Here is a 19,968-nt window from a genome sequence, read left to right on the forward strand (position 1 = left end):
CCTTCAACGTCACCATCAAGTAACCCACCACCCCGCACGACCCGCATGACCCCACGAGCCGCCCGGCCAACCAGCCGGGCGGCTCGACCGCGTTCCCGGCCGGGTCAGCGCAGCCGGCGCCGGCCGGCGAAGCCGAGGTCGAGGCGGTGGTACCAGTCCAGCGCGTCCTCGCCCTCCAGCCAGCACAGCAGCACCGGAACACCGTCCAGATCGGAGGGAAAGTCGACGAGCAGCGGCGCCACGCCCTTGAGCTCCGCACCCGTCTGCTGCACCTCGGTCATCAGCTCGTTGAGCCTGGCCTCCGCGGCCTTCAGCTCGGGCAGGCCGCCGAGCTCGGTCGGTTCCCCGCCGGTGGTCAGGGCGGCGGCCAGCTCGACCACGTCGGCCCGGACGACGACGAGTTCGTCGAGCAGCGGCCGCAGCCCGGCCAGCTCCATCCGTGCCTGCGCCAGCGTGAACAAACCCATGAGGGCAGTCTGTCATCCCGCCGCCGCGGCTGTCGCCGGTGCCGGCCTCACCTTGATCAGCGGCCTGAAGTCCATCGAAACAGCCAGGCCGGGGCCCAGGTATCACCCGCGCGGGGCCACGACCGGGGCGGAGCCGTTACGGTTGATTACTATGACGACCTACTCGGGTCCCGCAACACTGATCCTCGTCGACGGCGCGCGCGTGGACGGCATGGCTTCGCTCGGCACCAATCACCGCGGAGATCTCAACGGCTGGAGCGGCACCTTCCGCCCGGACCAGGTCAGCACGGAGCTCCGCAACGCGAGTGATGGGCTGCAACTGGAGTTGCCCTATGAGCAGATCGGCGCGGTCGCGGTCACCGGCATCCGGCGCCTGCTCGCCACCCAGGTGCTGATGTCGCTGGTCGGTCGCGGGCCCGCACCCTTCTGACGCCGCACCCGGCGGCCGCGCCGGGAGGTCCTGTCGAGACCGGTCCCGACAGGACCTCCCCGCCTGCGCCGACCCCCGACGAGACGCCGCGATCCCGGGTGAACACGGCGCGGGCACAAGGCAGTCGGCCTTCGCGGCGGCCGGCCCTGGCCGCCGCCTCGGCTTGATCCCCGCGTCGCTGGGGTCAAGCCCCGCGGCATCGGTGCCCGGGATGCCCGGTCGCCGTCTTACGGGCGGCGGGCCGACAGGCCCGCCAGCAACGTTCCCGCGACCAGCGCGGCGGCGCTGAGCCCCAGCGACCAGTGGATGCCGACGACACCGCCGAAGAGCCCGACCGTGATGCCGCTGCCGAAGCGCAGGCCGTTGGCGGACATGCCGAAGACGCCGATGACGCGGCCCCGGTCGGCCGGCGGGGCGAGCAGCTGCACGAGGGTCTGCCCGATGGACATGGACGCCAGGTTGGCGACGCCGCCGATCACCAGCAGGAGCAACGCCAGCGGGTAGCTGCCGGAGGCGGCGAACAGCAGGGTGCTGAGGCCGTAGACGCCGGTGCTGACGACGGCGGCGGCCACGGTGGGACGGATCCGCCCGGTCGCCTCGAGCAGCACCCCGCCGATCACCCCACCCGCGCCGTTGGCGAACAGCAGGATCCCGTACGCCGTGCCGGCGCCGCCCGCGCCCAGGTCCTGCGCGAAGATCGGCATCGACGACTGCATCGAGGCGCCGACGAAGAACGAGCCCAGCCCACCCAGGATGATCATGCTGAGGAGGGTGCGGTTGGCGCGGATGTCGCGCAGCACGCGTACCGAATCCAACAGGCCCATCCGGGGCCGCGGAATCCCGATGTCGCGGGTGTGGCCGGTGAACTTCGTCCGGAACAGGAAGAACGTCAGCGGAAGGTAGAAGGCGACGTTGGCGAAGATGCCGGCGGTCGGGCCGAGACCGAGCAGCAGCGCCGAGCCGATCACCGGGCCGAAGAGGACGCCGAGGCTCTTGAAGGTCGCGTTGAGCCGCACCGCGCTGGGCAGACCCTCGTTGCCGACGAAGTCGTGCAGCATCAACTGCTCGGCCGGGCCCCAGAGGCATCCGGCGATCCCGTGCAACACCAGCAGAACGCACGCGGACCAGATCTCCAGGGAGTCGGTCAGCAGCAGCACGCCCCAGGTCGCGGACACGATCATGAACAGGGCCTGCCCGGCCTGGATGACCCGGCGGCAGTCGAACCGGTCGGCCAGGGCGCCCGAGTAGACCGAGAACAGCAGGAACGGCACCCAGTGGCTGATCACCTGGAAGCCGGCCAGGGCGGGGGAGTGGAACTTCTCCCAGAGCACCCAGTACGTGATGACGTGCTCGATGTTGTCGGCCATCATCGCCATCGCCGCCCCGAACAGGTACGGCCGGCAGTGCCGGTTGCGCAGCGCGGCGAACCTGCGGGTCACGGCGGGCGCCGCCGGGTCGTGCTCGGTCACATCGCGGGCGGCACTCATGTCAGAACGGACCTCCCCGCAGAGCCTCGTCGATGCCGCCGCGAGCGGCGGCCGGGGTGCCCGCCAAGGTGACCTGGGCCACCGGCACGTCGCCTGCCCGGCGTTATGCGGCGGCGAGAGCGGGTATACGACCGCACGAGACGAGAGGACGTGAAGCCATGGGTGCGGAGCCGGAGCGTCTGGACAGGGAGATCGCCGACCTGCAGGAGCAGGTCCGGGGGCTGCGCCGCCGGATCGGCGACCGCTCGGACTATCCGACCGACGCGGCGGAGGTGTCGCTGCTGCTCACCGAGGTGGAGGAGCAGGAGGCCATCCTCGCCGCGCTGACGGCCCGGCGCGACGAGATCAAGGAACGGCCGGTCCGCTGATCACCGAGCCTTTTCGACGCCTGACTGCTCACTCGGCCTTCGCGGGGCCGAGCAGGCGTTCGAGCAGCCGCGGCTCGCCGGGCCAGGCCGCGAGCAGCACCTCGCGCGGCACCTGCCGCCCCGCGTAGCGCAGCGCCAGCGCGACGACCACGATGTCGTCCAGCGGGCCGATCACCGGGATGAACTCGGGGATCAGATCGATCGGACTGGCCACCCAGATCCCGGCGATCACGATGGCCACCTTCGCCCGGCGCGGTACCCGCGGATCCTTGCGCAGCCGCCGCACGGCGGTGACGCAGTCGGGGATGAAGGCGGCGAGATCGCGCAGAATTCCGGGCGGCAGTCGCCGCGCTAGCACCAGCAGCAGCGCCCAGCTGAGGACCAGGCAGCCGACGGCGACGGCGAGCCCGACGAGCCAGCCCCGCATCAGCGGGCCGCGCAGCAGTCGTCGGCGCACTCGCCCGGCACCGGGGCGCAGCAGGCGTCTCCGCGCCACGCCGCAACGCCCTCCCAGGCGGCGACGGCGGCGATGATCAGGGCGGCGGCCGGGTCGGCCCAGCTCCACCCCAGGCTGTTGAGACCCAACCCGACAAGCAGGACCGCGGAGAGGTACGTGCAGAGCAGCGTCTGCTTCGAGTCGGCGACCGCCGTGCGGGAGCCGAGCTCGCGCCCGGCGCGGCGCTGTGCGTACGACAGGGTGGGCATCACGAGCAGGGACAGCGCGGCGAGCAGCAGACCGACGCGGGACTCGCCCGCGGTGGCGCCGCCGATCAGGGCCCGCACCGACTCCACGGTGACGTAGGCGGCCAGCGCGAAGAACGAGCAGGCGATGATCCGCAGCGCGGTCCGCTCCCGGGCCTGCGGGTCGCGCCCGGCGAACTGCCAGGCGACCGCGGCGGCCGAGGACACCTCGATCACGGAGTCCAGGCCGAAGCCGATCAGGGCCGTGGACGACGCCGCCGTGCCCGCGCCGATCGCCACGATCGCCTCGATGACGTTGTACGTGATCGTCGCCGCGACGAGCAGCCGGATCCGCCGGGCGAGCAGGGCCCGGCGCGGGGCGGTCGCCTCGATCTGGCGCAGCTCCATCAGCAGCAGTCCTTGGTCGCCGCGTCCGGGCAGGTGGCGGGGTCGACGGCGAGGATGAGGCCGAGCAGGTCGCCGAGGGCGTGCCGCAGCCGGTCGTCGGCGAGCTCGTAGCGGGTGCGCCGGCCCTCGGGGGTCGCGACGACGAGCCCGCAGCCACGCAGGCAGGCGAGGTGGTTGGACAGGTTCTGCCGGGTGACCCCGAGCAGGTCGGCGAGCTGGGCGGGGTAGCCCGGCGCCTCCCGCAGCGCCAGCAGGAGCCGGGCCCGGTTCGGGTCGGACAGGGCATGCCCGAAGCGGGCCAGTACCTGCCCGTGCGTCATCGTCTCCACGCACCGGACAGTACAGCAATCGCTGTATTCAGGGGAGGCTGAATCAACGACCGTCGCGGTGCCAGCGCAGCGGACCCGGGTGGACGCTCCACCAGGCGCGCCGCCACCAGGAGCGCCTGGACCGCAGCGCCTCGGCGTAGGCGACGGCCTGGCTGCCGGCCCGTTCGGCCTGCTGCTCGTCGGCCGCGCCCGGCGCGAACGCCGCCGTGTTCACCGCGGCGACCAGTTCGTCCAGGGGTGGCATCGCATAGCCGTCGGGCGGCGTTGCGGCGCGCACGGGCGGCTGGGCCGGCCGGTCGGTCGCGCCCTGCGGGGCCCATCCGGCCGGTTCCGCGGCCACGCCCCCAACAGGCTCCGCCGCCGTCCCGGCCTGTGTCACGCGCGCAGGTGCGGCGCCGGCCTGTGCCGGGTGAGCGGATGCGGCGCCGGCCCCTGCCGCGCCGGCGACCGCCGTGCCGCTCACAGCTGAGCTGGCCTGTGCCGCGCCGGCGACTGCCGTGCTGGTCATTGCTGGGCCGGCCGGTGCCGCGCCGGCGACCGTCGTGCCGGTCATTGCTGGGCCGGTCGGTGGCGCGCCGGTCACGGCCGGGCCGGCCACCGTCGCTCCGGCCTGCGCGCCGGTTTGCGCCGACTCCGCGTGCGTCGCGCCGGCCTCAGCCGTGCCGATTTGCGCCGATGACGTGCCGGCCGCCGCAGTCTTGCGGCCGAGCCGCCGCCGCTTCGCCCCGCCGTCTGTCGCGTCCCCCGGCGCTGCCGCGCCGGACGGCTTCGGCCTGCCGGTCCTGCCGCCCGCCGGAGGCTCGGCGGCGAAGGCCGCCGCCTCCGTGGCCGCGAGGTGTGCCGGCACCGGCCGTCCGGCCAGCCGCAGCGCATCCGTGAACTCGAACCACGCCCCGTTGATCCGCTCGTCCGGTGCACCCACCTCGAGCCGTCGCCGTCGCAGACCCCGCCGCATGACAACGACGGTCGCCGCCGCCGCGAACAGCACCAGCAGCACCGCCCCCGATGCGCCGGTGGCCACCAGCGCCGCGGGCGGCCCACCGGCCTCCCGGATGCGGGCGTCGGCCAGCACCGGTGGAGCGGACGCGCTGGGTGCCTCGCTCGCCGGTGGCGGCTCGGACGTCGGCGGCGGTGTCGACGGCTTCGGCGTGAAGTCCTCCTCGACCGGCCGCGGCGTCTGGTCGCCCTGCGGCATCGGATCGAACGCCACCCAGCCCAGGTCCTCGAAGAGCACCTCCGGCCACGCGATCGCGTCGGCGCCGGTGACGATGCCGCCCGCCCTCGGCGCGTCGAAGCCCACGACCACCCGGGTCGGCAGCCCGGTCAGCCGGGCAAGCAGCGCGAACGACGCCGCGAACTGCTCCGACGTGCCGCGCTGGCCGCCCTGGTCGCGGGGGCCCAGCAGGAAGAACTGCAGATTCGGGTACGCGTGCCCGCTCGGCGCGTCCGGCACCTTGCGGTAGTGCTCGGCCAGGAACCCCTCGATCGCCGCCGCCCGGTCGTACGCGCCCGCGTTGCCGTCCGACAGCTGGTTGGCGAGGCGCTGGATCGAATCCGGCACCCCCGCGCCGACCTTGAGGAAGCGGGCCACCGCGTCGCCGGTCGGCGAGTCCGCGGTCGGCAGCAGGTTGTAGTCGGGCTCCCGCGTCTCGGAGGTGACCGTGTAGCGCAGGCCCTGCCGCAGGCCCCCGGGGCAGATCAGCGTGCCGGTCGCCGCGTCGTAGGCGACCCGGGCGCCGTCGACGCCGGTCGGGGTGGGCACGACCGGGAGCAGCCGCCCGGTCAGCTCATCCACCACGATGTCCTGCCTGACCCGCCGCACCGGCACGTCCGGCGGCGCTGGCGTCGCCGGCAGCACCCGTCCCGCGTTGCGGTAGACGGCGCCGACCCGCCACGTCACGCCGTCGTAGTCCGGCAGCACGGCCAGTCGCAGCCGCAGCGGGCCCTTGCCGGTGGCGGGCCCGACCTCGAGGAGCCGCTGCCGCGGGGCCAGCGCCCAGCCCGAGATCCGGTTCAGCGGGCTCTCGTCGAGGCTGTCGACCTGCGGCGGTTCCACGTACTTGCGGGGGTCGACCGGGGTCGCGGAGACCCGGTCACCGACCCACGGGCCGACCACGACGATCAGGCCGACGAGGGCCACCAGGGCGGTGGCCGCACCGGCCAGCGCACGGCCGCGCACGGCCGCGCGGGTCTTCGACGGCACGTCGTCGAGCGCCGGGGCCGCGGCGGGCCGCGTGGTGACCGCGAGCGCGAGCACGACCAGCGTCGCGAACAGGATCGTCGGCCACCCGGCGCTTCCGGCGTTCGGGCCGACGACGTAGAGCGCGCCGCCATAGAGCGCCGCGGCGGGCACGCAGCCGAGCAGCACCCGGCCCGAGCGCACCGCGACCTCGGCGCCGGAGAGGCCGGCCAGCCACGCCGCGACGACCGGCACGACCACCGTGTCCGGCGTCGACTCGACCGGGATCATGGCCGTCAGCAGCCGCGGGATGCCGTTCCTGAGAGCGTCGGGGACGATCGCCGGCAGCGGGTCGGTGAGCTCCGCGCGTCCGGCGGCAAGCCGCAGCGTCGCGAGCGTGTAGCCGGCGAGCAGCAGCACCGACAGCGGCGCGACCGTCCACGAAGGCAGCCGCCGAGCGGCGACGCTCACACCGACGGACCCGAGCGCCGCCCCGGCGACCACCTGCATGAGCAGCGCGTCCGCATAGATCCGGCCGAGGACCACCCCCGAAAGGCCGATCAACACCACGAGCACCGCGGGTACGACCGCGGCGCGCAGCCACCTCACCATCCGCGCACCCCGTCCCAGGCGCCGGCGAACTGCTCGCCGTCCTCGGCCTCGATGACGATCAGGCCGCCGCCGGCCGTCACCGGCGCCGCGTCCGGGTCGCCGAACAGCCCCGCGATCACCACCGGGTACGCGCCGCGCAGCCCGGTCACCGCGCCGAGGTCCGCGCGGCCGCCGGGCCCGGTGAGGTAGACGAGGGTGTCGCCGAGCCGGTTCTGCCGCAGGCTGCGCAGGGTCTGTGTCAGATCGCCGGCGCGCAGCGTGGCCTCGGTGAGCACGTCGAGGAACGGCCCCGGCGCCGGTCCGGAGACCAGATGCAGGGCGACCGGCAGGTCCTCGCGCGCGGCGGCGGCGACGATCGACGCGGCCGCCTCGCACGAGGCCTCGAAGGAGTCGGCCGTGCCGTCCTTGACGTGGGGGTGCGCCGCGGCGCGGTCGTCGAGCAGCACGATGATCGTCGGCTCGCTGGTGTCCAGCTGCTCGCGGACCATCAGCTCGCCGACCTTGGCCGAGCTGCGCCAGTGCACCCGGCGCAGCTCGTCGCCGTACACGTACTCGCGCAGCGAATCGAAGGTGATGGTGCCCTGCGGCACCTTGTCGATGCGCCCGTCGAGGCTGCGGGCCATGCCCGCCGGCACGGCCCGCAGCAGGTGGATGCGCGGGTGCACCCAGACGGTCGTGGCGTCGCCGTACGTGCGCGACAGCGTCATCAGGCCCAGCGGATCGCCGCGGGTGACCCGCAGCGGCCCCACCGGCACGACGCCGCGGCGCCGCGTCGGCACGGGATAGACCACGGTGGTGTCCCGGCCGGGACGCAGCCGCAGCAGCGGAACCGGCACGCTCGCGGCGCCGCAGCGGTCGACCGCGACTAGGTTCGCGGCGCGCAGCCTGCTCGTGTTGCGCACGGTCAGCGTCATGTTCGCCGGCTCGCCGCGGGCGACCCGGTCGGGCTCGGCGACCCGCTCGACGCCGAGTCCCGGGCGCCACACCGCGAAGACGACGCCGGACACGACGGCGACGGCCGCGGCGGTGCCCAGCAGCGCCAGATCCGGATAGCCGAAGCGGAACCCGGTGAACAGCAGCGCGACCGCCGCCCCGAGCACGCCGACACCGCGCGCGGTGACCCCGCCGAGACGCCTCACGTGGGACGGTCCCGTTGCGGGTTTGCCAGGCTTCGGCTGGGGTCGGACATCGGCGCGTTCGGTCATGTGTTTCTAGGCGCAGCTACCTCCGTCCGGCTGGGGACGGTTGCGCCCGCTCCTTCCTCGAGCGAAGGACGTCAAGCCCCGACGCGCTGGTTGTCGGGCAGCGGGACGGGCACCGAGCGCACCGCGTCGTCCAGCACCTCGGTGGCGGTGACGCCGCGCAGCTGTGCGTCGGGCGAGAGCAGCACGCGGTGCGCGAACACCGGCTCGACAAGCGTCTTCAGGTCCTCGGGCAGCACGTAGCCGCGGCCGCTGATGAGCGCGTAGGCGCAGGCGGCCCGGGTCAGGGCGATCACGCCGCGTGGGCTGACGCCGACGCGGACCTGCGGGTGGTCGCGGGTGGCGGCGGCGAGGCGCACCGCGTACGTGTAGAGCGGGTCGGCGATGTGCACCCGCTGGGCCATCCGCACCATCTCGCCGACGGTGGCGGTGTCGGTGACCGGTTCCAGGGTGTCGGGTGAGCGCAGCGCGGCCCCGCGCAGCACCTCGACCTCGACGTCCTCGGCGGGGTAGCCGACGGACAGCTTGACCAGGAAGCGGTCGAGCTGTGCCTCCGGCAGCCGGTAGGTGCCGTCCATCTCGACCGGGTTCTGCGTCGCGACGACCAGGAACGGCTGCGGCACCGGGTGCGGTACGCCGTCGACGGTGACGCGGCGCTCCTCCATGACCTCCAGCAGCGCCGACTGCGTCTTCGGCGAGGCGCGGTTGATCTCGTCGGCGATGACGATGTTGGCGAAGACCGGGCCGGGGTGGAACTCGAAGCCACGGCTCGCCTGGTTGAAGATCGTCACGCCGGAGACGTCGGAGGGCAGCAGGTCCGGGGTGAACTGGATGCGCCGCCACTGCCCGCGCACCGCCGCCGCCAGCGCCCGCGCCAGCGTGGTCTTGCCGACGCCGGGCACGTCCTCGAGCAGCACGTGGCCCTGCGCGAAGAAGGCGGTGAGCGCGAGCCGCACCACCTCGGGTTTGCCCAGCACGACGGTGCCGATCCGGTCGGCGAGCTGCGCGGCAACGGCGGCGAAGCCCTGGATGTGCTGGGGCGGAAGGGGTTCGGTGCTCACGGTCGGATCCTCAGCAGCTGGGCAGGTCGTTGACGTCGTCGCCGCCGTCGAGGTTGAACCACGCGAACGGGATGTAGTTCTTGCCTTTGTAGTTCACCTGGATCCACCAGGTGGACTCCTTGTGACTGTTGTAGATGTAGGAGTCGATCGAGGTGCCCTTCTCCTTGCAGTACGCCTCGAGCCGGGTGCCGGGCTTGGCCCAGCCCACCTGATTGTCGTTGTCCTGCCGGGTCACGCTGAAGATCTCGTTGCCGTTGCGGCCGGCCCGGTCCTCGTCGCAGTAGGTCGCCGTGTCGCCGTTCTCGCCGTTTCGGCAGGTGGCGGTGCCGAACAGCGCGTCGGTCTGCTGCCGTTTCGACTTCGGGTCGCTGGTGCCCGCGGCGGTCTTCGCGGTCACGGTGAGGGTGTAGTCCGTGCTGGGCTTCAGGCCGGTGACCTTGAGGCTGGAGCAGCTGCCGGAGGCGGTGCCGCCGTCCGAGGTCTTCACCGAGCAGGTCGGCGTCGCGCCGCCGGCCTCCACGCTGAAGCTCACGGTCGCGGAGTTGAACGTGGCCGACGAGCCGGTGACCGTCACGACCGGCTTCGGCAGCGTCTTGGCGGTCGCCGTCGCGGCCTCGCTGTCGCCGGCCTCGTTGACGGCCCGCACCTCGACGGCGATGCTCTCGCCGGTGCCGAAGCCGTTGAGGGTGACCCCGGTGCCGTCGGTGACGTCGGTGCTCCTGCCGCCCGCCGCGACCACGTATTTCGTGATGGGCCGGCCGTTCTCCGCCGGTGCCGTCCAGGTCACCTTGATCGCACCGGCCTGGTCGCTGGCGGTCGCCGCGTCGAGGTTCTCCGGGCGGCCGGGCCGGGCGAACGGCACGACGCTGTTGCTGATCGGCGAGGCCTTGGAGCCGGCACCGCGCTCGTTGATCGCCACCACGGTGAACGCGTACTGCTTGCCGTATTCGAGCTCGCCGTCCTTGACGGTCAGGCCGGTCTCGCCCTTGGCCTCACCGATCGGGGCCGACGTGCCGTCGCTGACGGCGGTCACCGAGTACCGGACGATGTCGAGGCCCTGGCCGTTCGCGGCCGGCCAGCTGACCCGGACGGTGCCGTCCGGTTTCGCCTCGGCGCTCGCGGAGGCCGGCGCGTCCGGCACCTCGGCCGTCGGCCGCACCGAGTTGCTGGTGCGGGCCGGGCCGTCGCCCTTCTTGTTGACGGCGTGCACGGCGAACCTGTAGGTCTCGCCGTTGGTCAGGCCGGTGACGTTGAGCGCGCGCTGGTTGGCGCCGACCTGGAACGTCCGGCCCGCGCCCTCGACCACGTATCTGGTGATCGCGGCGCCGTTGGGGGACGCGGCCTGCCAGGTCACCCGGGCCTCGGCGTTGCCGGCGGCGGCGCGCACGCTGCGCGGCGCACCGGGCTCGCTGACCGGCGGCTTCTTCGGCTTCGGCGGGGGCGGCGGCGGGTCCGGCGGGGTGGGCGGCGGGTCGCCGCCGAGGACGTCGTCGGCGTACTTGTCGACGATGCGCACCCGGTGCGCGTTGTCGACGACGCGGGCGGTCGACGAGTCCGGCGCGTTGATGAACAGGTAGTTCTCCCGGACCTCGAGCTCGAGCGGGCCGGGGGTCTTGAAGCCGATGCCCTTCTGCTCGCGGCCGGCGGCGTCGAAGACGTGCACCGTGCCGGTGGACTCGTCGGCGACGTAGAAGAAGCCCTCCCAGGCGACCGCGGGCTGCAGCTCGGCGCCGTCGCCGTCGCCCGGCACCGCGAAGTCCGCGACCGGTGCGGCGTCGCGCACCGCGTAGACGTGGCGGGCGTCGGGGACCGTTACCGGCACCACGGCGCCCTCGGTGTGCGTGGGCAGGGTGCCCGGGCCGGCGAGCGGCAGGGGCGTGACGACCTTGTTGTCGTCGCGGATCGTGGTCAGCGCGTTGGTGGTGCGGTTGAGCACGGCGACGCCGTTCTCCAGGGTGGAGATGGCCAGGTCGTGGCTCGCCGGCGCGACCGGGTCGGTGCGCACCCGGCTCGGGCCGGCCGGGGTTTCGCCGCCGCCGCCGGCGGCCGAGTCGTCCGGCAGGGGAGCGGCGGTGATCGCGGTGACCGTGCCCTCGCTGGGCGCGGCGATCCACAGCCGGCCCTTGCCGTCGAAGACCCCGCCGGTGATGCCGGGCGGGAAGCGCAGGGACTGGCCGATCGGGGTCAGCGTGCGCGGGTCGAGCTGACTCACCTCGCCCTGCACGGCGTCGATGACGAAGGCGGAGTCCTCGTGCAGCGCGACGCTGACGCCGATGCCGGCGGTCTTCGTCTGCCGCACGAAGACCTGCAGGCTGGTGAGGTCCATCGAGCTGATCACGCCGGTCTGCTGGTCGCGCAGGATGACGAACCGGTCGTTCTGCGTGACCTGGAGTTCGTGACCGCGGGCCTTGGGCACGTCGACCCGGGTGTCGACCCGGGCGGTGACGCCGTTGATGCGGGCGACCTCGCCCTTGGTCTTGCTCCAGACCCAGGAGGCGGCATCGAAGCTCGCGACGGCCTGGTCGGCGGCGCCGAGGCCCAGGACGGTGAGGCCGAGACCGATGACGAGGCTCAGGACGGTGCCCATGGTGACGAGGCCGCCGCGACTGCGCCATCGGCGCCTGTGCTGCTCCACCACGACATCTGCACTGGCCACGGCCTGCGTACCTCCCCGTTTGCCCGTAGGACGCAGGCCATCATAGGGGGCTGCGCGTTGTTGTGGACACCCGCTAGGTCACGGTTGTGGATTGCGAAGATCGCCGAGAGTGATCATCGCGTGCCGGGCGACCGCGGGCTGGACTTCGTCGATCGACTGGTGCAGGTCTGCGGCGAGGTGGAGAACTGGGTGGTGCTGTAGACCGCCACGATCGCGAAGCAATAGTCCAGGTCAGCGTTGAGTCCGTTGAGATCGAAAGACGTCGTGGTCGGACCCACCTGACCCATCGGCCGAAGTTGTTCGCCGGGTCGGCCACCGGTGACGACGAACGACGCGCGGCCGTTGGCCGGATCGCTCCAGTACAGCTGTACCGACGATCCGTAGTCGCGCATGCGCACATCCGTAGGGGCGGGGCCGCTGAGAGTTGGCACATCGGTGTCCGGATCGTCACCGCGATCGGCGAGGACCATGACCAAAGCGACCACGGCGATGATCACCCCGAGGACCGCGGCGATCGCCGCGAAGAGGGCCGGCGCCTTCTTCGTGTACGCCGATTCGTCCGGTTTGGCCGGCGTGATCGGCGGCGCGGGCTGCCCGTAGCGGCCGTGATCGTGGTGTGCCTGCTCGTAGCGGCGTGGCTCGGCGGGCGGCGCGCCCTGCCCGTCGCCCGGCGGCACGGAACGGTCGTAGCCGGGCGCCGGCGGCTCGTATCGCGGCTCCGTCGGCGGCTCGGGAGCGGGGAAGTGCTGCGGCGCGGGAGCGGGGAAGTGCTGCGGCGCGGGGGCGGGGAAGTGCTGCGGCGCGGCAGCGGGGAAGTGCTGCGGCGCGGGGGCGGGGAAGTGCTGCGGCGCGGGGGCGGGGAAGTGCTGCGGCGCCGGCTGCTCGGGTGGCGCCTGGCGCTGCGGCGGTGCCGCGGACCGATGCTGCTCGGCGGCGGGCACCTCCAGGCGTACCGTCGGAGGGTCTTCCCCCAGGTAGGAGCGGGCGCGGACGACGGCCCAGTGATCCGCGCCGAGCACGGCCGGGCCGTGCGTGGCCACCCGGGTGAAGGCCCGCCGGGCCTCGTGCCGGTTCTCCATCTCCTCGGCGACCACACCGAGGTCGAAGGAGATCCCCAGCATCACCGGGTCGGTGTCGCCGAGGCGCCACTGCCCGGCGGCGTAGGCCTCCTCCAGCACCCGCCGCGCGCCCGACGGATCATCGGCCTGCCGGTGCACGGCGGCGAGCTGCTGCGCGGTGGCGAGCACCTCGGGATCGTCCTCGCCGAGATTGGCGCGGCCCAGGTCGACGGCGTGCTCGAGCACAGCGCGCGCCTGGCCGGCAGCGCCGGAAGCGGCGAGGGCCTGCGCGTGCTGCCGGGCTGCGAGGAGCGGGGACGGCTGCGACACGCACGCCATGCTGCCCGGAAGACCGGCCGCACGCCAGTACGCAAAGTCACGTCGGTTCCCGGACGCGGTCCGGAAACGCAGGGCGGGGCCGGACCTGACCGGTCCGGCCCCGCACCTGCAATAGGTCAGCTCAGCTGGAAGCGGCCGACGATGGCCCGCAGCTCCCCGCCCATCCGGGCGAGGTCCGCCGCGGACTGCTGGGAGTGGCTCACGCCCGCGGTGGTGATCTCCGCGGCCTGTGCCACGGCGGCGATCGTGGTCGCGATGTCGCGGCTGCTGTCGGCGGCCTCGGTGACGTTGCGGCCCATCTCGCCGGTGGTCGCGGTCTGCTCCTCGACCGAGGCGGCGATCAGCGTCTGGTACCCGCTGATCCGCTCGATGATCCCGGCGATCTGCTCGATGGCCTCCACCGCGCTCGCCGTGTCGGCCTGGATCGCCTCCACCCGCTGCGAGATGTCCCCGGTCGCCTTCGCGGTCTCCTGGGCCAGGTCCTTGACCTCGCTGGCGACGACCGCGAAGCCCTTGCCGGCCTCGCCGGCCCGGGCGGCCTCGATCGTGGCGTTGAGCGCGAGCAGGTTGGTCTGCTCCGCGATCGCGTTGATCAGCTTGACGACGTTGCCCACCTCGGCGGAGGAGGCGCCGAGCTTGCCGACCGTCTCGTTGGTCGCCTGAGCCACGCGGACCGCCTCGGCCGCGACTGCGGCGGCCTCGCCGGCGTTCTGCGCGATCTCACGGATCGCGATGCCCATCTCGGTGCTTCCGGCCGCCACGGTGTCGACGTTCGCCGACACCTGCGTGGCGGCCCGGGTCACCTCCTGGGCCTGCGCGCTGGTCTCGTCGGCCGACGCGGCGATCCGCTCGGAAACCTGCGACAGGTCGTCGGAGGCGCCGGCGAGCGAGTCGGCGTGCCCGGAGACGGCGCCGACCGTGTCGCGCAGCGAGTCGACGGTCTCGTTCAGCGCGGCACCGAGCTGCCCGAGCTGGTCGTTGCTCCGGATGTCGACCTTCGCGGTGAGGTCCCCCTTGGCGAGCCTGCCGAGCGCGGCGACGACGATCGACAGCGGCCGGGTGACGGACCGGGTGACCAGGATGCTCAGCGCGATCGCCAGGGCCAGCGCGACGAGCAGCGCGCCGCCGAGGGCGTACTGGCCGAGGCGCTGTGCGTCCTTGCTCTCCTGGCGGGCCGCCTCCATGCGCTTGTCGACGGACTTGCCGAGGGCGCTGGCGGTGTCCCAGATGGTGCCGAGGGACTCGGCCGCGGGGCCGTCGTTGATGGCGTCCATCGCCTTGACCTTGCCGGCCTGGCTGTCGTCGGCGAGCCACTTCATGATCTTCTCGTCCCAGACGAAGAAGTCGTCCCAGGCGGGCTTGAGCTTCGCGTACAGCTCCCGCTCCGCGGGGGTCATGTGTGCGGTGTTCGCCTTCTTGAAGCTCTCGTACACCTCATCCTTGGCGTAGAGCTCCTCCGTGCGGTTGAAGCTGTCCTTGCTGAGCGCCTTCTTCGCGCCGTACGCGGCGACGTCGGAGACGACCAGGCCCTGCCAACCGGAGATGTCCGCCATCTGGTACATGGCCAGTTCCACGTCCTGCTGCACCGACTGAAGGTCGGTGAGCTGCTGCTGGGCGTGCTGCTGGCGCGCCATCGCCCACCAGCCGACGCCTGCAGCGACGATCATCAGAACCATGAGCACGGAGAACGCGCCTCCGAGCCGCCTACCCACACCCGCTCGACCGAAGCGCACGCTTGTTCCTCCCTGCAGCCTGAATCTGAACAACCCCCTCATCGGCTGGGCTTCAGGCGGAACTAGGAGTTGAGACCGTCATCGCGGATCCCGGGGATGTGGTCTACGACACACCGGCTTCGCTTGAGCGCGAGTTTCGGCGAAACGCCGCATTCATCCCCTTGATCGTTAACATGATCAAATGCGACGAGCAGCGTTGTCCGTTCTGACAGTCACCGTCCTGGCGGCGACCAACTGCTGGGTCGCCCCGGCCGGCGCCGGCGGACGGGCGACCGGATGCGTACCGACCGCGGAGCGGCGCGGCACCGCCGCGAAGATCGTGGGCATCGCCCAGGAGACGCGGCGGGAGCTCGACCTCAGCGCGGCCCTGGTCCGCGTGACGGTCGGCGGGCGGGAGATCGTGACCGCCGCCGTCGGCGAGTCGATGACCGGCATCCCGGCGACCACCGACATGCGATTCCGCGTCGGGTCGGTCGGCATCGCGTACCTGAACATCCTGCTGCTGCAACTGGTCGACCGGGGCGTCGTGACGCTCGACGAGCCGATCGCGCGCTGGCTGCCCTCGCTTCCCCGGGCCGACAAGGTCACGCTTCGCATGCTGGGCAGCAGCACGTCCGGATATCCCGACTACGAGAGCTACCCGCCGTTCGTCGCCCGGCTCTACGCCGACCCGTTCCAGCACTGGACCGAGCGGGAGCTCATCGACCTCGCCCTGTCCCGCCGCCCGTGGTACGAGCCCGGCACCAACTGGAGCTATTCGCACGCCAACTTCGTCATCCTCGGCCAGATCCTCGAACGCGTCACCGGCACCGCCCTGAAGGAGCTGCTCCGCCGGCAGGTTCTGAACCCGCTCGGCCTCTCCGCGACCGTCAGCGAGAACTCCGCGGTCATCCCGGGTCCGGTCCTGCACGGCTACACCATCGAGCGCGGCAAGTTCGAGGACTCGACCTACTGGAACCCGTCGTGGAGCACCGCCGCGGGCGCCGTCCTGACCTCGAACATCTGCGATCTGGGCACCTCCGCGCGGGCCGTCGGCACGGGCCGCCTCGTTTCCGCCGGCGCCCTGCGCACCCAGCTCGACCCGGGCACCGTCGGCCTCGGCGAACCGACCGGGACCTGCCCGGCGGCGATCTGCCTACGCCAGACCGAGGAGCGTCACTTCGGGCTCGGCGTCATCGTCGAGGACGGTTGGATCCAGCAGACGCCGTCGTTCGCCGGGTACTCCGCAGTGCAGACCTATCTGCCCGGCAGGGACATCGCCATCGCGGTCGCCACCACCCGGGGCCGCACCACCACGCAGGTGAACTCCGCCGAGACCGTTGCCGACCGGATCGCCGCCCTGCTCACCACGGGGTCGGGAGGCTGAGTCACGCGTAGTCGGCCGGGGGCAGGAAGTCCGGGCCGTACTGGTCGATGAGGGCCCTCAGGGCCTGCATCGTGGTCATGATCTCGCTGCGCCAGTCGCGGTCCGCTTCCGACTCCTCCGGGTCGGCCGAGCCGTCCAGCACGGTCCACGCATCGCGCAGCACCCGCTGCGCGTGCTCCTCCTCCGCCCGCTTGCGGAGCTGGTAGCGCCAGGTGTCGAGAATGTCGCCGGCCAGGGCGGTCATCTGTTTGAGGTCCCGGACGACCGGCTTCATCTCCTCCTCCACCAGCTTCATGCTCCGGGCCAGCGCGGCGTCGGCCCGGCCGAGCTTCGCGCGCAGGGCCGGATCGATGGCCCGGAGGCGCTGCGCCGTGGCGCGGGTCTTGCGCCGCTCGGCGCCGATGGACTGCAGGATGCTCAGCTGCGCCGCCACCGTCAGCAGGGCCCGGGCGGCGGCCCGCTGCAGCTCGGCGAGGTCCAGCATCGGCCGAGGGCCGCCGGCCTGGAATCTGTGCAGGTCCACCAGGATGCCGTCCAGGCTCTCGACGGTCTGCAGGAGCTTGCGGAGCCGTTCCTGCTCGGCGGCTCCCAGCAGGCGGTAGGCGTCGCCGGTCCGCCGGAGCCGGGCGCGGGCCCGCCGGGCGGAGCCGGTGGACCGCAGCCGCAGCCAGACCACGACGGCGAAGATCAGGAAGACGGCGACGGCGCCGCCGAGAAAGGCGCCCTGTCCCAGCCCGGGCACGAACGACCAGGCCACCACGAGGAACAGCCCGAAGCAGGCCAGGACGACCGCCGGCGCGTCCAATGGCGGCTGCGCGTCACCGCGCACCGCGTCGGCCCACTTCTGCGGGGTGTCCCGGTAGACGACCGGGCCGAGCCCCTTGGTGCCGGCGGCCCAGCCATGGACGTGCAGCTCCGTGCCCTGCTGGACGATACGAACCGAATCCAGTGTCGCCCGGGCCGCCATGCGATCCATCATCCCAAGCGGCGTCCCGAATCTCGGTCACCCGATCGGGGGCCGCCCGTCAGCGGAGCACCACCTCCAGCGTGTGCCGTCCGCCCGTACCGGCTGTCAGCAGCACCTCGCTGCCGCGCGCGGTGCTCCGCTGCCGATACGCCGCGGGCCGGCCGTCCAGCCGTACCCCGGCAACGGTCGCTCCCGCCGGCAGCACCGCCCCGACGGTGAGCTCGGCCCGGAGCGCCGCCCGCACCGAGACGGTGAGGGTGCGCTCGGTCCGGGTCGCCGTCACGTCGAGCGATCCGGCGCCGAGCCGGATGTCGTGCCCGGCGATGCGCTGCCCGCCGGGTGGCAGGGCCGGCACCACCGACAGCCGCCCGCGGCCGAGGTCCGGGTCGACGCCGAGCTGCTGGTGTACCACGGGCCAGAGCACCCCGTAGGCGCCCCAGGCCTGCAGCACGCTGGACCGGCTGAGGAAGTCCCGTTCGATGTTGGCGACGAAGTCCGGCGACGGCGCCACCTCCGGCATCGCGCCCGGCATCTCCCAGACGGCCGGGTCGAGCTGGATGCGGGCGTTGCCGGTGGTGTAGCGGCGTTGCGGTCCGAGCCGGCCGTAGTTGCCCTCGGCGACGGCCATCACCGCGGTGTTGAGCGAGAACGTCGCCCGCTCGGCCGGCACGCCGGACACCACGCTGTCGCAGGACGGGCCGGTGTTGCCGGGCGGCGCGGCGGTCGGCCCGCTGCCGGTGTGGAAGAGGCCGAACTCGCCGGTGTAGCAGTCCCGTTCACGCCGGGCCAGCGCGAGGTGCGCGTGGCCGGTGGCGGCGAGCGGCCCGGCCTCCATCGGGGTGAGGCCGGTCCAGTGCCGCTGGAACACCCTGACGTTGCCGGGATCGCTCAGCGAGTCGGCGTACGCGTCGGCGTCGCCGCCGTACCACCAGGCCTGCTCGAAGGCCCGCCGGCGCCGGTCCGCCTGGGCATTCGCCCAGCCGGCGGTCGTCCGGTCGCCGCGGGCGGCCGCCAGGTCGGCCAGGTCGCGCAGCCCGCGGATGGTGTAGACCGCCACGTCGAGCTTCTCCCCGCCCATGCCGGGTCGCTCCACGTTGCCCGATCCCTCGGGCCAGCCGTCGGCGTCGGCGTCGAGCGCGGTCACGTGCCGCATGGCACGCACCGCGAAGTCGTACATCTCGTCGCGGAACGCGTCGTCGCCGGTCCACCGCCAGATCAGCGCCACCGTACTGGGGAACTTGGCGCTCTCGTCGGTGTTGCCCGGATCGTCGTTGGCGCCGTAGTAGACCTGCCCGTCCGGGGTGACCTCGTGTACCACCTTGCCGGAACCGCCGTTGACGATCTCGCTGATGTCGCGCAGCGCCCGCAGGTGCGCCTTGATCGGCTCGAACTGCCCGGCCGCCACCGACGCGAACGCGGTGTACTCGGCGTCGGTCGCGAAGATCCACGGATAGTCGGGCCATCCGGCGCCGACCCACCGGGCGACGTCAACGGTGCCGGCCCGGCGGCGGGAACCGCGTGCCCTCCCGGCTGGCGAACACCCGCAGGTCGCGCGCCTCCTGCACGGAGTCCGCGAGATTCCGCTTGGACCACTCCACGCTGCGCTGCAGCAGCCGGTCGCCGGGCAGGTCCACCCGCGTGCGCGCGGCGATGCCCGCCCGGTCGGCCACCTTGCGCGCCAAGGCCTGCGCCGGATCGCGCAGCGCGCGCCGCGACTCGGCGGTGGCCGCCGCGACGCCGTCATCCGAGCCGGCCACCGCGAACCAGACCGTGCGCCCGGTGCGCGGCACGTCCAGCGTGTAGTCGAGCCGGCCGCCGGTGCCCCGGCCGTACGGCCCGTCGTCGCAGCGCGGCGGCGCCGGATCGGCCACGGGGCACACCACGGCGGGGTCCTGCGGGCCGCGGTGCCCGGGCCCGAGCGCGTGACCGTCCGGGGTGAGCGCGCTGCCGACCACGGCCGCGTACTCGTGCGGCCGCTCGCCCGCGGCCGTCTCCCGGAAGACCAGACTGCGCCCGTCGAACCCGCCGGTGTCGGGCAGGTTCACCGTCTCCTGGCTCGGCGTCGTCCACCCCCACGGGTACGCGGAGAGCAGCTCCGAGTGCGCGTCCACCGTCAGCGCGATCCGGCGCGCGGGCCCGCCGAAGGTCAGCCCGACCAGCGCGGCCCGGCCGCCGTCCGGCACCACATCCGTACGCCGGATCCGCGACCCGCCGGGGCCGGCCATCTCCAGCTGGACGAACCCGTTTCCGCTGGTGAACCGCGTCCCGCTCAGCCACTGCCCGTCGACGGCGAACCACAGGCCGTCGAGCAGCTTGATCGGCGGGCTCCAGAAGCCGCCCATCTCGCCGCGGATGTGCCAGCCCGTCGCCGGATAGCGGCCGTCCTCGGCGCCGACCTCGTAGGCGCGGTCCCCGGTCGTCACGAACCGCCGGTCGGCCAGGCGCCGCTGCTCCGACAGCCCGGCGGGGGAGGCGTCCGCGGACACCGGCGGCACCACGGCGCCGGCCGCCGCCAGGACGGCGACCAGGGAGCTTCTCCATAGGATGCGGCGCATGCGGACCCTCCCTGCCGATCGACACTGATCGCTGGATCCACGGTGTCGCCGAGCGCCCATGAGCGCAAGT

Annotated in this window: 17 protein-coding genes; 3 read left to right on the top strand and 14 right to left on the bottom strand. The window is 73.2% G+C overall.

Going from position 1 to position 19,968, the window contains the following annotated elements; all coding sequences use genetic code 11:
• Positions 1-104 precede the first annotated feature (104 nt).
• Positions 105-467 (bottom strand): DUF2203 domain-containing protein, encoded by a 363-nt coding sequence (locus AB0B58_RS22540; RefSeq protein WP_360226690.1) that lies wholly within the window; start codon positions 465-467, stop codon positions 105-107.
• 151 nt (positions 468-618) lie between these two features.
• Here AB0B58_RS22540 and AB0B58_RS22545 point away from each other — a divergent pair, with 151 nt between their 5' ends.
• Positions 619-897 carry a hypothetical protein gene (locus tag AB0B58_RS22545; RefSeq protein ID WP_360226693.1) on the top strand — a complete coding sequence of 93 codons (279 nt, stop codon included), beginning with the start codon at positions 619-621 and terminating at the stop codon, positions 895-897.
• Positions 898-1,124: 227 nt separating this feature from the next.
• Here AB0B58_RS22545 and AB0B58_RS22550 read toward each other — a convergent pair whose 3' ends face one another.
• A complete protein-coding gene (locus tag AB0B58_RS22550) occupies positions 1,125-2,384 on the bottom strand; it encodes an MFS transporter (RefSeq protein ID WP_360226696.1) in 1,260 nt (419 codons plus the stop codon).
• 158 nt (positions 2,385-2,542) lie between these two features.
• Between AB0B58_RS22550 and AB0B58_RS22555 the strand changes: the two genes are divergently transcribed.
• Positions 2,543-2,752, top strand: coding sequence for a hypothetical protein (locus AB0B58_RS22555; RefSeq protein WP_360226699.1), 210 nt, complete (start codon positions 2,543-2,545; stop codon positions 2,750-2,752).
• Positions 2,753-2,780: 28 nt separating this feature from the next.
• On the opposite strand, the gene AB0B58_RS22560 is transcribed toward AB0B58_RS22555, so the two are convergent.
• The 9 genes from AB0B58_RS22560 to AB0B58_RS22600 form a co-directional block, all read right to left on the bottom strand.
• Entirely contained in the window at positions 2,781-3,179 is a 399-nt protein-coding gene (locus AB0B58_RS22560; protein WP_360227321.1) for a DUF1232 domain-containing protein, read from the bottom strand.
• Positions 3,179-3,841, bottom strand: coding sequence for a cation transporter (locus tag AB0B58_RS22565; protein WP_360226702.1), 663 nt, complete (start codon positions 3,839-3,841; stop codon positions 3,179-3,181). Before AB0B58_RS22565 ends, AB0B58_RS22560 begins: the two co-directional genes overlap by 1 nt.
• Complete coding sequence (locus tag AB0B58_RS22570; RefSeq protein ID WP_360227324.1) at positions 3,841-4,161, bottom strand: metalloregulator ArsR/SmtB family transcription factor; 321 nt, start codon at positions 4,159-4,161, stop codon at positions 3,841-3,843. The genes AB0B58_RS22565 and AB0B58_RS22570 overlap by 1 nt, the downstream gene beginning before the upstream one ends.
• A 52-nt stretch (positions 4,162-4,213) precedes the next feature.
• Entirely contained in the window at positions 4,214-6,961 is a 2,748-nt protein-coding gene (locus tag AB0B58_RS22575; RefSeq protein WP_360226705.1) for a transglutaminaseTgpA domain-containing protein, read from the bottom strand.
• On the bottom strand, positions 6,955-8,100 hold the full coding sequence (locus AB0B58_RS22580) for a DUF58 domain-containing protein (RefSeq protein WP_360226708.1): 1,146 nt from the start codon (positions 8,098-8,100) through the stop codon (positions 6,955-6,957). Before AB0B58_RS22580 ends, AB0B58_RS22575 begins: the two co-directional genes overlap by 7 nt.
• 137 nt (positions 8,101-8,237) lie before the next feature.
• The gene (locus AB0B58_RS22585; protein WP_360226711.1) at positions 8,238-9,224 is read right to left on the bottom strand and encodes a MoxR family ATPase; all 987 of its coding nucleotides are present in this window, start codon (positions 9,222-9,224) and stop codon (positions 8,238-8,240) included.
• Positions 9,225-9,234: 10 nt separating this feature from the next.
• Positions 9,235-11,811 (bottom strand): fibronectin type III domain-containing protein, encoded by a 2,577-nt coding sequence (locus tag AB0B58_RS22590; RefSeq protein WP_360227327.1) that lies wholly within the window; start codon positions 11,809-11,811, stop codon positions 9,235-9,237.
• Positions 11,812-11,993: 182 nt separating this feature from the next.
• Complete coding sequence (locus tag AB0B58_RS22595) at positions 11,994-13,268, bottom strand: tetratricopeptide repeat protein (RefSeq protein WP_360226714.1); 1,275 nt, start codon at positions 13,266-13,268, stop codon at positions 11,994-11,996.
• A gap of 125 nt (positions 13,269-13,393) precedes the next feature.
• Positions 13,394-14,944 carry a methyl-accepting chemotaxis protein gene (locus tag AB0B58_RS22600; protein ID WP_360226717.1) on the bottom strand — a complete coding sequence of 517 codons (1,551 nt, stop codon included), beginning with the start codon at positions 14,942-14,944 and terminating at the stop codon, positions 13,394-13,396.
• Between the two features lie 262 nt (positions 14,945-15,206).
• Here AB0B58_RS22600 and AB0B58_RS22605 point away from each other — a divergent pair, with 262 nt between their 5' ends.
• Positions 15,207-16,376, top strand: coding sequence for a serine hydrolase domain-containing protein (locus AB0B58_RS22605; protein ID WP_360226720.1), 1,170 nt, complete (start codon positions 15,207-15,209; stop codon positions 16,374-16,376).
• Position 16,377: 1 nt separating this feature from the next.
• Here the strand turns inward: AB0B58_RS22605 and AB0B58_RS22610 are convergent, their stop codons facing one another.
• The 3 genes from AB0B58_RS22610 to AB0B58_RS22620 form a co-directional block, all read right to left on the bottom strand.
• Positions 16,378-17,343: a hypothetical protein gene (locus AB0B58_RS22610; RefSeq protein ID WP_360226723.1), complete on the bottom strand. Its 966-nt coding sequence runs from the start codon at positions 17,341-17,343 to the stop codon at positions 16,378-16,380.
• A gap of 58 nt (positions 17,344-17,401) precedes the next feature.
• Positions 17,402-18,748, bottom strand: coding sequence for a hypothetical protein (locus AB0B58_RS22615; protein ID WP_360226726.1), 1,347 nt, complete (start codon positions 18,746-18,748; stop codon positions 17,402-17,404).
• A gap of 82 nt (positions 18,749-18,830) precedes the next feature.
• On the bottom strand, positions 18,831-19,898 hold the full coding sequence (locus tag AB0B58_RS22620) for a hypothetical protein (RefSeq protein WP_360226729.1): 1,068 nt from the start codon (positions 19,896-19,898) through the stop codon (positions 18,831-18,833).
• Between the last annotated feature and the right edge of the window lie 70 nt (positions 19,899-19,968).

The sequence above is a fragment of the Actinoplanes sp. NPDC049118 genome (assembly GCF_040648555.1).
In the GTDB taxonomy this organism is placed as follows: Bacteria; Actinomycetota; Actinomycetes; order Mycobacteriales; family Micromonosporaceae; genus Actinoplanes.

Coding starts and splice junctions, on each gene's coding strand:
- AB0B58_RS22575 (WP_360226705.1), bottom strand. CDS start 6,961: ATGGTGAGGTGGCTGCGCGCCGCGGTCGTACCCGCGGTGCTCGTGGTG.
- AB0B58_RS22550 (WP_360226696.1), bottom strand. CDS start 2,384: ATGAGTGCCGCCCGCGATGTGACCGAGCACGACCCGGCGGCGCCCGCC.
- AB0B58_RS22560 (WP_360227321.1), bottom strand. CDS start 3,179: ATGCGGGGCTGGCTCGTCGGGCTCGCCGTCGCCGTCGGCTGCCTGGTC.
- AB0B58_RS22610 (WP_360226723.1), bottom strand. CDS start 17,343: ATGGCGGCCCGGGCGACACTGGATTCGGTTCGTATCGTCCAGCAGGGC.
- AB0B58_RS22565 (WP_360226702.1), bottom strand. CDS start 3,841: ATGGAGCTGCGCCAGATCGAGGCGACCGCCCCGCGCCGGGCCCTGCTC.
- AB0B58_RS22545 (WP_360226693.1), top strand. CDS start 619: ATGACGACCTACTCGGGTCCCGCAACACTGATCCTCGTCGACGGCGCG.
- AB0B58_RS22590 (WP_360227327.1), bottom strand. CDS start 11,811: ATGGGCACCGTCCTGAGCCTCGTCATCGGTCTCGGCCTCACCGTCCTG.
- AB0B58_RS22540 (WP_360226690.1), bottom strand. CDS start 467: ATGGGTTTGTTCACGCTGGCGCAGGCACGGATGGAGCTGGCCGGGCTG.
- AB0B58_RS22620 (WP_360226729.1), bottom strand. CDS start 19,898: ATGCGCCGCATCCTATGGAGAAGCTCCCTGGTCGCCGTCCTGGCGGCG.
- AB0B58_RS22600 (WP_360226717.1), bottom strand. CDS start 14,944: ATGATCGTCGCTGCAGGCGTCGGCTGGTGGGCGATGGCGCGCCAGCAG.
- AB0B58_RS22555 (WP_360226699.1), top strand. CDS start 2,543: ATGGGTGCGGAGCCGGAGCGTCTGGACAGGGAGATCGCCGACCTGCAG.
- AB0B58_RS22570 (WP_360227324.1), bottom strand. CDS start 4,161: ATGACGCACGGGCAGGTACTGGCCCGCTTCGGGCATGCCCTGTCCGAC.